8 protein-coding genes are annotated in these 14264 nt (G+C 71.3%); 2 read left to right on the top strand and 6 right to left on the bottom strand.

From position 1 onward, the window contains the following. Positions 1 to 139: 139 nt before the first annotated feature. Positions 140 to 340: a heavy-metal-associated domain-containing protein gene (locus RALTA_RS15280; RefSeq protein WP_012354309.1), complete on the top strand. Its 201-nt coding sequence runs from the start codon at positions 140 to 142 to the stop codon at positions 338 to 340. Between the two features lie 67 nt (positions 341 to 407). Here RALTA_RS15280 and RALTA_RS15285 read toward each other — a convergent pair whose 3' ends face one another. After that, positions 408 to 1130, bottom strand: coding sequence for an OmpW/AlkL family protein (locus RALTA_RS15285; RefSeq protein ID WP_012354310.1), 723 nt, complete (start codon positions 1128 to 1130; stop codon positions 408 to 410). 264 nt (positions 1131 to 1394) lie between these two features. Next, positions 1395 to 3383, bottom strand: a complete 1989-nt coding sequence (locus RALTA_RS15290; RefSeq protein ID WP_012354311.1) for an alkyl/aryl-sulfatase — start codon at positions 3381 to 3383, stop codon at positions 1395 to 1397. A gap of 177 nt (positions 3384 to 3560) precedes the next feature. Here RALTA_RS15290 and RALTA_RS15295 point away from each other — a divergent pair, with 177 nt between their 5' ends. Continuing rightward, positions 3561 to 4199: a TetR/AcrR family transcriptional regulator gene (locus RALTA_RS15295; protein ID WP_041232230.1), complete on the top strand. Its 639-nt coding sequence runs from the start codon at positions 3561 to 3563 to the stop codon at positions 4197 to 4199. Here RALTA_RS15295 and RALTA_RS15300 read toward each other — a convergent pair whose 3' ends face one another. The 4 genes from RALTA_RS15300 to RALTA_RS15315 all read right to left on the bottom strand — a co-directional run bounded on the left by RALTA_RS15300 (position 4200) and on the right by RALTA_RS15315 (position 14250). Beyond that, positions 4200 to 5153: a delta(1)-pyrroline-2-carboxylate reductase family protein gene (locus RALTA_RS15300; RefSeq protein WP_041232231.1), complete on the bottom strand. Its 954-nt coding sequence runs from the start codon at positions 5151 to 5153 to the stop codon at positions 4200 to 4202. It lies immediately after the preceding gene. A gap of 102 nt (positions 5154 to 5255) precedes the next feature. Continuing rightward, on the bottom strand, positions 5256 to 7481 hold the full coding sequence (pbpC, locus tag RALTA_RS15305) for a penicillin-binding protein 1C (RefSeq protein ID WP_012354314.1): 2226 nt from the start codon (positions 7479 to 7481) through the stop codon (positions 5256 to 5258). Beyond that, complete coding sequence (locus tag RALTA_RS15310; protein WP_012354315.1) at positions 7478 to 8182, bottom strand: lysoplasmalogenase; 705 nt, start codon at positions 8180 to 8182, stop codon at positions 7478 to 7480. The genes pbpC and RALTA_RS15310 overlap by 4 nt, the downstream gene beginning before the upstream one ends. Continuing rightward, a complete protein-coding gene (locus RALTA_RS15315; protein WP_012354316.1) occupies positions 8179 to 14250 on the bottom strand; it encodes an alpha-2-macroglobulin family protein in 6072 nt (2023 codons plus the stop codon). The genes RALTA_RS15310 and RALTA_RS15315 overlap by 4 nt, the downstream gene beginning before the upstream one ends. Between the last annotated feature and the right edge of the window lie 14 nt (positions 14251 to 14264).

The raw sequence follows: 14264 nt of genomic DNA on the forward strand, positions 1-14264 counted from the left end.
AGGTCAAGGCCCGCATCAGAGGACGCCAGCGCCACGTCGACGCAGGAAAATTTCCCTTGCGCTTCCCATGGTGGCAAGGTTCACACTATGTCTGTCGCGGCTCCATGCCGCGTTTCGATCCCGTCAGGAGCGTTACAACATGATCCAGTTCCAGGTAGAAGGCATGACGTGCAACCACTGCGTCGGCGCCATCACGCGTGCCGTGCAGGCCGTCGACCCCGCCGCCCGCGTCAGCGCGGATGTGCCGGCCCAGGCCGTGCGCGTCGACAGCGGCGCCGACACGCAGGCTTTGCGCGAGGCGATAGAGGAAGCCGGCTATCCGGTCAGGTCGGTGGCCTGAGCCGTCGCCTCGCCAGCAAAAAGGGCGCCCCCGGGCGCCCTTTTCTTCAGCCTGCCGTGTGCCGCGTTCAGAAGCGGTAGCCCACGTTCAGGTACGTCACCACCGGATCGATCTTGATCTTGGTGTGCGACTGGATTGTCACCGGCCCCGCCTGGGTGGTGAACGATGCGCGCGTCGACAGCGGCACGTAGGACACCGACAGCCCGACGAACCAGTGGTCGTTGATGGCGTAGTTGGCGCCGATATTGAACACCGGGTTCCACGACGGCTTGGCGCTGGCGGTCATGCGCGCGCCCGGCGCGAACTCGCGGTTGACGAAGTTCTGGTTGGTGATGGTCTCGTCGGTGAACCAGGTGTAGTTCACGCCGATGCCGACATAGGGACGGAACCTGGTCTTGGCGTCGAAGAAGTGGTACTTGACCACCAGCGCCGGGCTCCACTGCTTGACCGAGCCGAGCTTGCCGTACTGGGCGTAGTTGCCGGTGCCCTTCACATCATGCTTCGGCGGAATGCCCGCGACAATTTCGCCGGAAATGTTGTCGGTAAAGAAATGGGTGAAGGCCAGGCCCAGGGTGTCGGCGGACTCGATTTCCGCGCCGGTGTTCGGCCGGGTCATGCCGACCGGGCGACCGCCAATGCTGTCGACGGTCAGCGGATCGGCGGAGCTGTTCGGCATCACGCGGAACCAGCCCATGCTGACGATATTGCTGCCCGCGGACTGCGCGTGTGCGGCTCCGGTCAGGGCCATCACGGCGCCCGCGGCCAGCATCTTCTTATAAGTCGAATTCATAATCCTCATACTCCTCATTCGGTAACTGCCGCGTGCATTATCCGGCGAGCCCGCGCCGGGTTGTTTCATCAATGACACGGTTTCGTAGAGGCCGCCCCCTAAAAGGAGGGTTAACCATGAGGAAATGGCGCGGCAGCGGCGCTCCGGGCCGCCATCCGCTGCATCCACGCAACGGTTTATGTCGCGCGGCGGAAAAAACCCTGACACAGAAGCGGTTTTAGGGCCCAGGCGCGCAACAGCGGGCGCGCCTGGGCCCGGATGCCGTCAGGGTGTCACGATGGCAAAGTTGGGCTCGGACTTGTCCATCAGCCCCGCCCACGCCGCCAGCGCCTGCGAGTCCCCCTCGACGCGCGCGCGTCCCGCCTGGGTCTCGGCCTGCAACGTGGTCTGGCCGGCCAGCACGCCCATCAGCCCGGCCCGCGGCATGGTCAGCGTGGCCTGCGGCGAGGCGTGCTGCGCGTCGGCCTTGTAGCGGAACACGCCGTTTTCGACGGTCAGCGCGAAACGCTTGCCGGTGTCCGGCTGTACCCAGTTCAGCGCCAGCGTCTTGCCAGCGGCACGATCGCCGTTCAGGCTGATCGCCAGGTAGTCCAGGAACATGGTGTCGGTCATCGCGCGCAGCACGTCCGGGCTGCCGGTGCGGCGGCCGGTCCGGGGCGGGCCGCCGCGCAGTTCCGCGGCGCCGCTCAGGTAGGCGTTGCGCCAGGTCGACGATTCCGCCTGGTAACCCAGCTGCTCCAGCGCATCGGCCTCAAGCTCGCGCGCCGCCTGGTTGGACGGATCGGCAAAGACCACGTGCTTGACCACCTCGGCGACCCAGCGGTACTCGCCGCGCGTGTAGGCGGCGCGGGCCTGCTCCAGCACGCGCGCCGCGCCGCCCATGAATTCGACATAGCGCTTGCCCGCCTCTTCCGGCGGCAGCGGGTTCAGGTTGGCCGGGTTGGCGTCATACCAGCCCAGGTAGCGCTGGTACACCGCCTTGGCGTTGTGGCTGACGGTGCCGTAGTAGTCGCGCAGGTGCCACTCGCTCGCCAGCGACGGCGGCAGCTTCACGCGCTCGGCGATCTCGGCCGGCACGTAGCCCTCGTTGGCCAGCCGCAGCGACTGGTCGTGGATGTACTTGTAGCCGTCGCGCTGCTTGCCCAGGTAGGTGACGATCTCCTGGCGGCCCCAGGTGGGCCAGTGGTGCTGGGCGAACAGCACCTCGGTGCGGGCGCCGTAGCGGTCGATGGTCTCGTCCAGCGCGCGCCACCACTGGTTGGCATCGCGCACCTGCGCGCCGCGGATGGTGTAGAGGTTGTGCAGGTTGTGGGTGGCGTCCTCGGCCGCGCACAGGGCCTGCCACTGCGGGAAGTACATCAGCATCTCGGCCGGGGCCTCGGTACCCGGCGCCATCAGGAACTCGATCTGCACGCCGTCGATGATGCGGGTCTCGCCGGTCTTGTGGATCAGGTCGGTCGGCGGGATCAGCGTCAGCGTGCCGTGCGCGACGGCCTTGCCCAGGCCCACGTCGACCTGGCCGGTGGCCGAGCGCGGCAGGTTGAAGCCATACATGTACTGCGCGCGGCGGCTCATGGCATTGCCGGCAAAGACGTTCTCGCTGACGGCTTCTTCCATGAAGCCTTCCGGCGCCAGCACCTTGACCCGGCCGGACTTGACGTCTTCCTCGGTGGTGACGCCCTTGACGCCGCCGAAGTGGTCGCCATGGCTGTGGGTGTAGATCACCGCCACCACCGGTTTCTTCGGCCGGTGCCGGAAGTAAAGCTCGAGGCCGGCGCGCGAGGTCTCGATCGCGGTCAGCGGGTCGATCACGATCAGCCCGGACTCGCCCTCGATGATCGTCATGTTGGCGATATCGAAGCCGCGCACCTGGTAGATGCGGTCCGTCACCTGGAACAGGCCGTGGTGCAGGTTGAGCCGGGCCTGGCGCCACAGGCTGGGATTCACGGTGGCCGGCGCGGTCTCCGGCTTGAGGAAATCGTAGGGAGCCAGCGTCCACACCACGTTGCCCCTGGCGTCGCGGATCTCGGTGTCGTCCAGCGTGCCGACGAAGCCGCGGCGCGCCGCGTCGAAGTCGCGCCGGTCCTGGAACGGCAGCTGCTGCAGCACGGCAGCATTGGCGCGGGCGGTGGCATCGGTGGCGGGCTTGCCGGCACTGGCCGCGGCGGAAGCGGCGCCGGCGGTCCCGGCAACGGTGAAGGCGGCGGCGGCCAGCGCGGTGGCGGCGGCGGCAAAAACAGTCGGATACGGCATCCTGGTCTCCTGGATCCGGCGCCGGGCACGGGCGTGGCCGGCAGCGCTTATGTCATTGTGCTGAACGTTCAGTACAATTCCGGAGTTTGCTGGCAGACCTCGTCTACTGTCAAATAGAGCCCTGCCGGGTCCGGCCTGCTTCGACGCCTGGTCCCGCTCCACTTGCCGCCCCTATCCATGCCTTCGATCCCGCAGTCCGCCGAGCCCGCCGCATCCCGCCACGCCGCGCCGGTCGCCAAGAACCGGCGCGGGCTGGAAACCCGCGAACGGGTGCTCGCGGTCACGCGCGGGCTGATCAGCGCGCACGGTTACGCCGAGGTGACGCTCGACCAGATTTCCGCCGAGGCCGGCGTGGCCAAGAGCAGCCTGCTGTGGCATTTCGGCAGCAAGGAAATGCTGCTGGCGGAGGCCGCCACCAGCCTGTTCCGCCAGATCGGCGAGGAACTGGGCGCCGAGCCCCACCACGGCAGGACGGCGGCACGGCGGCTGGAGAACAGCTTCGACCGGGTCGCCGACTACCTCACCGCCAATCCAGAAGCCAAGGGCGTGGTGCTGGCGCTGCTCTTCTCAGGCAGCGTGCCGGCCAGTGTGCGCGAGGAAATTCGCCGCGGCTGGGACAGCCACGTGCAAGACCTGGTGGCGGCGCTGTCGGCGCCGGGCCGTCCGCTGCCTGCGCCGATGGCGCGCCTGATGATCGCGACCATCCACGGCTGCTACTGCCACTGGTACGCCAGCGACCGCAGCGAACCGATCGCCGCCTTCCTGGCGCCGGCGCGCGAGTTGTTCGCCGACTGGCTGCGCAGCCGCGACCGCTGATCAGGCGCGGCTGGCGAGCACGCACGCGGCCAGGTCCCACAGCGCATAGCCCACGCTTTTGAACACCAGCGGGCTGCCCTCCCGCGCGCGGATCGCGTCGGCCTGCAGGATCGCGGTCTCGAGCGGCTGCACGTCGGCCCAGTCGATGCCGGCCTGCAGCAGGTCGCCGGCCTCGTCCTCGATGCCGAACAAGGTATCGGCCAGCAGCCGGCCGTGGTCCGCGGCGGCATGGCATAGCGCCGGCGGCAGCTCGCACATGTCGGGTCGGAACGCGCCGACCGCGGCAATGAAGTGATGGTCGCGCCAGAGCCCGCTGTCCAGGTCCGGCAGCACCGGGCTGCGGCTCGAGGTCACCGTGACCACCATCGATACGCGCGGCAATACCGCCGCGACCGAGTCTGTCACCTGTGCTTCCACGCCCAGCGCACGCGCATGCGCCGCCAGGGCCTCGGCCTTGTCGCGCGTGCGCGAATGCAGCCACAGCCGGTGCACGCCCAGCCCGGCAACGAAGGCCTCCAAATGCGTCAGCGCCTGCACGCCCGCGCCGACGATCAGCAGCTCGCCGTCCGGGCACGCGGCAAAGCGCTGCGCCGCCAGCAGCGACACCGCCGCGGTGCGCCGTCCCGTCACGGTCGGACCGTCGAGCATGGCGATGCGCGCGCCGGTATGCGCATCGGCCACCACCACCTCGCCGAGGATGCTGGGCAGGCCGCGCTGCGGGTTATCGGGGTGCACGGTGATGTTCTTGGTCATCACCAGCTCGCGGTTCCGGGCCGGCATGACCAGCAGCGTGCCCGCGCCCTGCCCTGCATCGCCCACCGGCAGCGCGATGCGCGGCGGCGCCGTGGCGGTGCCGTCGCGCAGCTCGGCCAGCATGTCGGCGATGGCTTGCGCCAGTTCGGGATACGGCAGGCGCGCCGCGGTGGTGGCGGCGTTGAAGGGAACGAGGGACATGCGCGGGCTCCGGCGGGACATGGCGAAGCGCCATTATTGCCCATGGCCACCGGCCGTGGCCGCGTCACCGGGCCCGGGGCCTGCGGGGCCCGTTCACGGGTCTCAGCGCCTGGCCGCGGCCACGGGCGCGCGCACCGACGCGCCGCGCACTTCGATGCCGATGCGGTCGACCACCTTGCCTGCGGCATCGAGCAACTCCACCTGGTGCCGGCCCGGCCAGGGCAGCCATGCGACCTCGCCACCGCGCCCGAGCGGCTTGCCGTCCATGCGCCAGCTGACCGCGCGCGCCGGCTGGCCGGCCACGCCCTGCGCCTGGAACCACACCCGCTGCGAGGCCGGCGGCATGTCGGGATCCAGCGCAAACACCGTGCCGTCGGCCGGCGTGGCGATCATGGGCGTGCCCGCGCGCGCGGCCGGCGCGCCCACGCTGACGCGCCGGACCGCGGTACCGACCAGGAACACTTCTTCGCGCGCGGGCTCGAGTCCGTCGTCGAAGCGCAGCGCCACGCGCTCGACGCCGGCAGGCATGGCCGGCGCCTGGCTGGGGCGCGCGCGGTGCAGCGCTTCCATGACGTCGTGCCACACCGGCGCCGCGCCCGACACGCCGGACACGTCGCGCATGCTGGCGCCGCTGGCGTTGCCGACCCACACGCCGACGGTGTAGTGCTGCGACCAGCCGATGCACCAGTTGTCGCGCATGTCCTTGCTGGTGCCGGTCTTCACCGCGGTCCAGAAGCGCGTGGTGAGCGGGCTGTCGAGCCCGAAGGTACGGGCGCGGGCATGGCGGTCGGACAGGATATCGGCGACCACGTAGCTTGCGCCGGCTTGCATCACGCGCGTGGCGGGGACGGCCGGCGCGCCTTGCCGCAACCGTGGCGGCGCGTAGCTGCCGCCGTTGGCGAGCGCACGGTAGGCATTGGTCAGCGCCAGCAACGACACATCGGCGCTGCCCAGCGCCAGGCTGTAGCCGTAGTAGTCGCCTGCCTCGGTCAGCGGCAGCCCCAACGCCACCAGCCGCTTGTGGAAGCGGTGCGGGGTCACCATCACCAGCGTGCGCACCGCCGGCACGTTCAGCGATGCCGCCAGCGACGCGCGCAGGCTGACCCAGCCGGCATAGCGGTGGTCGTAGTTTTGCGGCACATAGAGCCCGCCGCCCACCGGCAGGTTCACCGGCCGGTCGTCGAGCAGCGACGCCGCCGTCAACCGCTTCTCTTCCAGTGCCTGCGCGTACAGGAAAGGCTTGAGCGTCGATCCCGCCTGCCGCAGCGCCGCCGCGTGGTCGACCTGCGCGGCGCCGGACAGCGCGCCGGACGAGCCCACGTAGGCGAGCACGTCGCCGCTGGCGTTGTCGATCACCACCACCGCGCCGTCTTCGACATTGCGTCCGGCCAGTTCGCGCAGGTGCCGGTCCAGGCTGGCGACGGCGGTGCGTTGCAGGCGGGCGTCGAGGGTCGAGGCGATGCGCGCCGGCATGGCTGCGCCGGCCGGCAGTTGCGCGCGCGCCTCGCCGACCAGGTGCCGCGACAGGTGCGGCGCCAGTTGCGTCATGCCTGCCGACGGCGCGGCCGCCGCGGCGCGCTGTGCCACCGGCCCGGTGTGCAGCAGCGCCAGCTGCGCAAAACCTTCCAGCCCGTCGCACTCGCGCGGCAGCCGCATCTCGCGCAGGATGCCGCAGGCGCGGCTGGCCACCTGCGCGGCACGCGCATTGGGCGCGCGCACCAGCGCCACCGCCAGCGCCGACTCGCGCGCATCGAGGCCTTCGGGGTATTTGCCGAACAGCACCTGCGACATCGCCGACAGCCCCACCAGTTCGCCGCGGAACGGCACCAGGTTCAGGTAGGCCTCGAGGATCTGGTCCTTGCTCCAGCTGCGCTCCAGCACCGCGGCGCCGGCGGCCTGCCCCAGCTTCTGCGTCAGGCTGCGCCCCTGTCCCGCCGCGCCCGGCCGGCGCAGGTCTTCATCGAGCAGGCCGGCCAGCTGCATGGTCAGCGTGGACGCCCCGCGCGTGCGCGTGTTCCACAGGTTGGCCCAGGCCGCCGCCGCCACGCCCTGCCAGTCGACGCCGCTGTGCGCATAGAAGCGCCGGTCTTCCGACAGCACGATGGCCGTGCGCAGCGCGGGCGAGGTGTCGGCCAGCGCCACCCAGTCGCCGCGGCGCGCGCGGAAGTCGTCGCGCACACGGCCCACCGGCTCGCCGTGGCGGTCCAGCACCACCACGTCGGCGCTGCGCCAGTCGGCCCGCACCTGCGCGAACGTGGGCAAGGCCGCGGCCGGCGCCGCCCAGGCCAGCGCCGCCGCCATCGCAGCAAGAGCCAGGCGTCGCGTCATGGCCGCGCGCGTCCCGATACCAGACCCGCCACCAGCAGCACCTGCGCCGCGGCGTAGGTCCACCAGATGCCCAGCTGGAACGACTCGAACGGCACCAGGAAGCGTGCAATGCCGATCATCATGTCCGACGCGGCGAAGCACAGCGCGCCCAGCGCCGCCAGCGGCGTGGGCAGGCGCGCCACCAGCGCGCTGCACACCATGGCGGCAAGCACGCCCACGTATAGCGTCACCGGAACCATCAGCGTGCCGAGATTGGGCCAGAAGCGGCCCAGCATGGTGCCGGCCACGCCGAGCATGGCGCCGCAGGCAATCAGCCGGTGCGGGCGGGTGTCGCCCGCCAGCGGCACCAGCAGGCGCAGGTAGGCCAGGTGCGCCAGCAGGAAGGCGCCGAGCCCGCCCACGAAGGAAAACGACAGCGCCGGCAGCGCCAGCAGGAAATCGCCCAGCGCCGAGCACAGCAGCGCCGTCACCAGCCAGCGGCGCTCGCCGGGGACGCGATGGAACCAAGCCGCGCGCGCCAGCAGCAGCGCCATCGCGGTCTTCCACGCCGGCTGCATGGCGATATGCCCGGTCAGGGGCGCGCCATCGGGCAGATCCAGCGCCACCTGCACCAGCAGCGCGCCATAGATGAGGCCGGCCATCGCGCCCGCGAGCCACCACTCGCGCACGCGCGCCGGCATCATCGCGGAAAGCCAGCTCATGGGCGTGCCCCGACCGCCAGCCGCGCATTGGGCGCCACGCCAAACACGTCCGGCGCGTACATCGCTTCGACGCGCGTGGGGGGCAGCGCGAAGTCGCCGGCGTTGTTCAGCCGCACCGTGTATTCGACCGAGACCTTGCCCTTAGGCAGGTAGCCGAAGTACTCGCGGTACGCCTGCGGCGTGCGCTCGACATAGGCCGGCCACGCCGCGCCCTGGCGCCGCTCGCCGCGCGTGGCGATGGCCGAGTCGCGGCCCAGGCCGCTGCCGAGGATGGTGGCGCCTGCGGGTACCGGGTCGCTGACCACCACCCAGGTCATGTCGGCCTGCGCATCGATCTCCAGCTTGACGCGATACACGTCGCCGCGCGACCACTTGCCCGGCACTGCCTGTTCCTGCGGCGTCACGGTGCGCTGGATGCGGTAGCCCGCGGCCAGCGGCGCGGTCACCGGCACCGCGGCCATGGCGCGCACCGTCGCCCACGGCTGGCCCGCGCCGGCCTGTTCCACCTGCAGCGTGCCGCCCTCGGCCCCGGCCGGCCACGGCAGGTCGACGCTGCCCTGCGCCACGCCATCGCTGCGCTGCGCGCGCGCCCAGTCGAAGCTGCGCGCGGCGTCGGCGGCGTTGCTGATGCTGGCGCGCGTGGTGCCGGCCACCGGCGTCTTCTCGAAGGCCTGCGCAAAGCGCGTCACCGCCAGCATGCCCCAGGCATTGGCGGTGGTGGTGCCCCAGGCGCCGTGCACCTGGCGTCCCAGCAGCCCGGTGGCCAGTTGCGGCGCGTCTTCCTTCCAGCCCGGCAGTTCCGAAGCCAGCGCCAGCAGGCGCGCGGCGTTGACGTCGCCGCCGGCCATCATCCACCACCAGTTGTCGTTGCGCTCGGTGGAGAACGCCAGGCGCGTGCCCTGCACCGTCAGGCGCGAGCGCAGCAGCTGCTGGGCCTCGGCCAGGCGCTGCTCGCGCTGCGGGATGTCCTGCATGCGCGTCAGCAGCAGCGCCCAGTCCAGCAACGCCGAGGTCGGCCATTGCGCCGGCAGGATCTGGATCGATCCCAGCATGCGCGCCTGCGCGTGGCCGGTGCGCGACAGCGCCTCGAGCGCGGACAGCTTGCGCACCTCCAGGTACTGGGTTCCGGCCACCGGCGACCAGCTGTCGCGGCGGATGCGGCCTTCGACAAAGTCGGTCAGGCCGCGCTCCATCTGCGCCCGCTGCGCGTCCGGGATGCGCAGCGCCAGCCCGGCGCGCGCGGCCTCGTCCGTGACCGCCAGCAAGTAGGCGGTGAGCACTTCGCTGCCGTAGTCGCTGTCGCTGTTCAGCGGGAAGTACGACGCCAGGCCGTTGGCATCGAGGTAGGACGGCAACTGCGCCATCAGCGCCTCCCACGCGGCGCCGTCGTTCAGGCCGATGGCTTTCGAGGCGCGCTGCTCCAGGCAGGTGAACGGGTAGTTGCGGAACCACTCGCGCACGCCCGGCATGCCGCCCGCCAGCGACGACTGGAAGTTGACCTGCACCCCGCCGCGCACCTTGCCGGCCGGGTCGGCCAGTGCGCCCGGCGGCGCCTTGACCGGTATCGACAGCGACGGCGCCACCTGCGCCAGCGTGGCCTGCTGCACCGTGACCGGGGCCGCCGGCACGATCTGCTGCGACACCTTGATGCGGTCGGCGGCGCCGCCCGTGCCTTGCTCGCTGGCCTGCACCTCCCACATCACGGTGCCGGTGCGCGCGTAGGCCAGCAGCGCGGGCGCGGTCACGTCCCAGCCGATCTCACGCGCTTCGCCCGCGGGAATCTGCACGGTCTGCGCCGGCAGGCCGGCTTCATTGCCGAGCAGCGTGCCGCGCGCGCTGGCCTGCACTGTCATCGCACGCCTGGTGGTATTGCGCAGCGTGAACATGGCGCGGTAGCGGTCGTCCTCGCGCACCAGCGGCGGCAGGCCGGAAATCACCTGCAGGTCCTGGGTGGCGGCGATGGTGGCGCTGCCGGTGCCGAAGCGGCCCAGGCCCTGGTCCGCCACCGCGACGATGCGGAAGCTGGTCAGCGAATCGTTGAGCGGCACCTCGACGCTGGCCCGGCCCTCGGCGTCGAGCTGCACGCGCGGGTTCCACAGCAGCAGCGTGTCGAACAGCTCGCGCGTGGGGCTCTTGCCGCCGCCGCCGCCCGCCGGCACCGCCTTGCGCCCGTAGTGGCGGCGCCCGATGATCTCCATCTGCGCGGTCGAGGTTTCCACGCCGTAGCCGCGCCGCTGCAGCATCGCGTCGAGCAGGTCCCAGCTGGTGTTGGGCATCAGCTCCAGCAGGGCCTGGTCCACCGCGGCCAGCGCCACTTCGCCGTTGGCGGCGGGCTTGCCGTCCGGCAGCCTGACCTGGATCGCCACGCGCGCCTTGCCGCGCACCGGGTAGCTGGCCTTGTCCGGGGTCACGGCGACGTCGAGCCGGTGGCCGGCGTTGCCGACGCGGATCTCGGCCAGTCCCAGGCGGAACGCCGGCTTGGACAGGTCGACCAGCGCCGTCGGCGCCGCGTACTCGCGCCCCTCGCTGCGGAATGCGCGCCACCACTCGCCCGGCTGGCGCCAGCCCCAGGTGAAGAACGAATACCACGGCACCTCGTGCAGGCGCCCGCGCAGGGCCAGCACCGACACGTAGACGTTGGGCCCCCATTCGGGCTTCACCTGCACGCGCACGGTGGGATCGCTGCCGTGCAGCTCCACCACCTGCGTCTGGTAGATGCCTTCGCGCTCCACCGCCACCAGCGCGGTGGCGTGGCGGAACGGCATGCGCACCTGGAACACCGCGGTGTCGCCCGGCGCGTAGGACTTCTTCTCCGGCAGCAGGTCGATGCGGTCATGGTTCTCGCCGCCAAACCACAGCTCGCCCTGGCGCGTGACCCACACGGTGGTGGCGGCCTGCGCGGTGCGGCCATCCTTGTCGCGCGCGTTCGCCACCAGCTCGATCTGGCCGGCCTGCTCCAGCGTCACGTCGCAGCGCGCGCGCCCCTGCGCATCGGTGCGGGTTTCGCACACGGTGCCCAGGTCGCGCGTCTCGGTGCGGTTGTCATAGCGGTAGAAGCCGCCGACCACGCGCTTGCGCGCCGAGGTGGTGATGCGTGCGCGCGCGTTGATCTTGACCGGTGCGTCCGCCACCGGCTTGCCGTTGACGTCCAGCACCACGCCCTGCACCGCCAGCTTCTGCTTCACCGAGACCCAGTCGTCGGTGCGGATGCCGGCCACCACCGCCGCCGGCCATACCGGCACGGTCTGGCGCAGCGTCTGGATCTCGCCATTGGGATCGGCAAAGCCGGCCTCGAGCACCAGGTCGCGCGGCGCCTCGGTCTTGGGCAGCTTGGTCAGCGTCACGCTGCCATTGCCATTCTTGTCCAGCGTCAGCGGCAGCTTGTCGGCGACCAGCTTCTGGCGATCGTCGCTGGCGCCGCCCTGCTGATCCTCGTCCATCTCCTCGTCGCCGCCGCTTTCGCGCTGCGCGCGCGGGGGAGTGAAGGAGAAGCCGTCGTAGCCGGGGAAGCTGACGTACTTGTCGCGCAGCAGCGCCGACACGCGCACCGGCAGCCCGGCGGCGCCGCCGCCGGAAAGATAGTGGATCTCGACGCCGACCGGCAGTTCGGCCGGGGCCACCACCGGTCCGGCCTTGCCCGCCACCTGCAGCGTGCCGGCCAGCACCGGCAGGCGGAACGCCTCGACGCGGAAGCTGCCGCTGGTGTAGCTGCGCACGCCGCCCTCATCCTTTGCGCCGTCGCCCTTCTGCGTTTCCAGCTCGACGGTATAGACCCCGAGCCTGGCCGCCGCGGGCACCTGGAAGGTGCTTTCCGCGCTGCGCCCGCCGGTCGCGGTCTGGCGCCATTGCAGCGGCAGCTCGTAGCTCTGGCCGCTGCCCTCATGGCGGATCGTTACGCGCGTGGGCAGCGGACGGCTCGCCGGCGGCAAGGCAAAGCCCTGCGCGGTCTCGGCGCGGATCAGGTGCTTCATCGACACGGTTTCGCCGGCGCGCAGCAGGGTACGGTCGAAGATGGTGTGGGCGCGCACGGTGGGCGTCGCGCTGGTGTCGGTCGGCACATTGAAGCGCCAGCTCTCGATGCCGCGGTTCCAGTCCGACATCACGAAGGCCATGTCGGCCTTGCCACGTGCCTGCGGGTGCGTGGCGGCGATGCGGGCGGAGACGAAATAGCCCGACAGCCCGTTCTGGTCGCACGCGCTCTCCGGCGCCGCGGCGAGCCTGGCAAAACGCGCCACGCCGCTGGCATCGGTACGGCCTTCGCCCAGCAGGCGCCCGCTGCAGTCGCGCACCGCCACCGCGGCGTCGCTGACCGGCTTGCCGTCGTCCAGCGCGGTAACCCAGGCCAGCCCGCTGCGGCTGCCGTCGTCTTCGTTGCCGCTGCCGCGGCCCAGCTTGAAATGCACGCCAAGGTTGGTGACCAGCGCCGCGGTGCGCACGTACATCGGCGCGCGCTTGCCCAGCAGCGCCTCGCCCAGCATCGGCGAGGCGATCTCCACCACATGGAAGCCGGGTTCCGGCAACGGGATGCCGACCACCTCGAACGGCCGCGGCGCATCGCCCGAAGGCTTGGGCACCGCCAGTTTCTGCACGCCCGGCGCGCGCTCGAGCAGCGACACCGAGCGGGTCTCGATCGACACCGCGTTGCGCGGATTGCTGACGCGGTACGGCGAGCGGCCCGCCAGCACGGCGTCGAGTTCGCCGCGCGTATAGCTGGCCTCGTGCAGGCGGCGCACCAGACCGAGCCACTGCATCACGGCGGCATCGTCGTCGACGCGCAGCTTCATCACCGTGCCGGCCCGGGCCTGCACGCCGCGCACGGACAGGTCGGCTTCGACATTGCGCAGCGTCACCGGCAGCAGCGGCGGATAGTCTTGCGCCGACTTGCCGCGCGGCAGCTCGCCGAAGCGCTCGACCACGCCGAACGGCGCCGCGGCAAACTTGGCCAGCGGCGGCATCGCGGCCGTGGCCACCTTGAGCGGGAACAGGTCCGCATTGGCCAGCGGGCGGCCGCTATCGTCCTGCAGCTTGCGCGGTACCTCGATGGTGAATTGCGCCTTCTCGGCGAACGGCGCGGCAAAGGTGAGCGCGCTGACGCTGGCGTCGGGCGCCAGGTCGGGGTCGAACTGCGGCGCGCGCGGGCCCGACGGCGTTTTCAGCACCACGCTTTCGGCCAGCTTGCGCGGCACCGGCGCGGAGAACGTCACCGTCATCGGCCGCAGCGGCGTGCAAGGCGACTGCGCGTGTTCGCGTTCGCAGCTGAAGCTGGCGGTAAACGGCTCGCGCACGGTGTAGTCGAAGCGGCGTTCCTCTCGCGTGGCGACACCGGACGGCGTGGCAATGCCCGCGCCCAGCACCAGCTGCACGCGCGCCGCGGCCGGCAGGCGCTGCTGGCAGGCAAGCAGGTGCACCGCGTCGGGCATCGGTTTGGCGAGGCGGTCCCAGCGGATCGCCTCGAGCACGGCCTCGCGTTCCTTGCCGGCCAGCAGCCGCACCGGGATGCGCTCGCCGAGCCCCTGCGCCTGGCACCAGGCGTGCTCGCGCACCGAGGCCGCGGTGGTGGCGCCGTTGAAACGCAGTGCGAAGACCTGGTCTTCCTCGATCTCGCCGCCGGAAGGCCGGCTCGAGACCACGGTCGGGCCGCCGGTCTCGAAGCGGTATTCCGCCTTGCCCGCATAGGCGGTGCCGGCCTCGCTGCGCAGGCCGGCGCGCATGCGCACGGTGCAGCGCACGCCGGGCGGCAGGTCGCTGGCAAAGTCGTAGACCCAGTTTCTGGCGTCGATCCAGCGGGCCTGGCCACTGGTGCTGGCGCCGGTGCAGGAAACCGCCGCGGGTGCGGCGGCCTGGACATCGCCCATCGGCACCATGGCTTCGTCAAAGCGGATCGCCACCTGGCGCACCTGGCCCACCGTGCCTTCCGGGGAGAAACGGCTCACCTGCGCGGCCAGCGCGCCGCCGGGCAGGCTGGCGAGCGCGCCCGCCAGGGCCGCTGCCGCACAGACCCGCGCCAGGTGCGATTGCTGTCGTGAACTGCCAAGGCCCCGATGGGCTCGGGCGACGATCCCCTTCATCCTGCCATCCTCCG

Source organism: Cupriavidus taiwanensis LMG 19424 (assembly GCF_000069785.1).
GTDB classification, from domain to species: domain Bacteria; phylum Pseudomonadota; class Gammaproteobacteria; order Burkholderiales; family Burkholderiaceae; genus Cupriavidus; species Cupriavidus taiwanensis.

What these genes read in the sequence shown, in the direction of transcription:
- RALTA_RS15295 (WP_041232230.1), top strand. Translation starts at nt 3,561, where the DNA reads ATGCCTTCGATCCCGCAGTCCGCCGAGCCCGCCGCATCCCGCCACGCC.
- RALTA_RS15285 (WP_012354310.1), bottom strand. Translation starts at nt 1,130, where the DNA reads ATGAATTCGACTTATAAGAAGATGCTGGCCGCGGGCGCCGTGATGGCC.
- RALTA_RS15300 (WP_041232231.1), bottom strand. Translation starts at nt 5,153, where the DNA reads ATGTCCCTCGTTCCCTTCAACGCCGCCACCACCGCGGCGCGCCTGCCG.
- pbpC (WP_012354314.1), bottom strand. Translation starts at nt 7,481, where the DNA reads ATGACGCGACGCCTGGCTCTTGCTGCGATGGCGGCGGCGCTGGCCTGG.
- RALTA_RS15315 (WP_012354316.1), bottom strand. Translation starts at nt 14,250, where the DNA reads ATGAAGGGGATCGTCGCCCGAGCCCATCGGGGCCTTGGCAGTTCACGA.
- RALTA_RS15290 (WP_012354311.1), bottom strand. Translation starts at nt 3,383, where the DNA reads ATGCCGTATCCGACTGTTTTTGCCGCCGCCGCCACCGCGCTGGCCGCC.
- RALTA_RS15310 (WP_012354315.1), bottom strand. Translation starts at nt 8,182, where the DNA reads ATGAGCTGGCTTTCCGCGATGATGCCGGCGCGCGTGCGCGAGTGGTGG.
- RALTA_RS15280 (WP_012354309.1), top strand. Translation starts at nt 140, where the DNA reads ATGATCCAGTTCCAGGTAGAAGGCATGACGTGCAACCACTGCGTCGGC.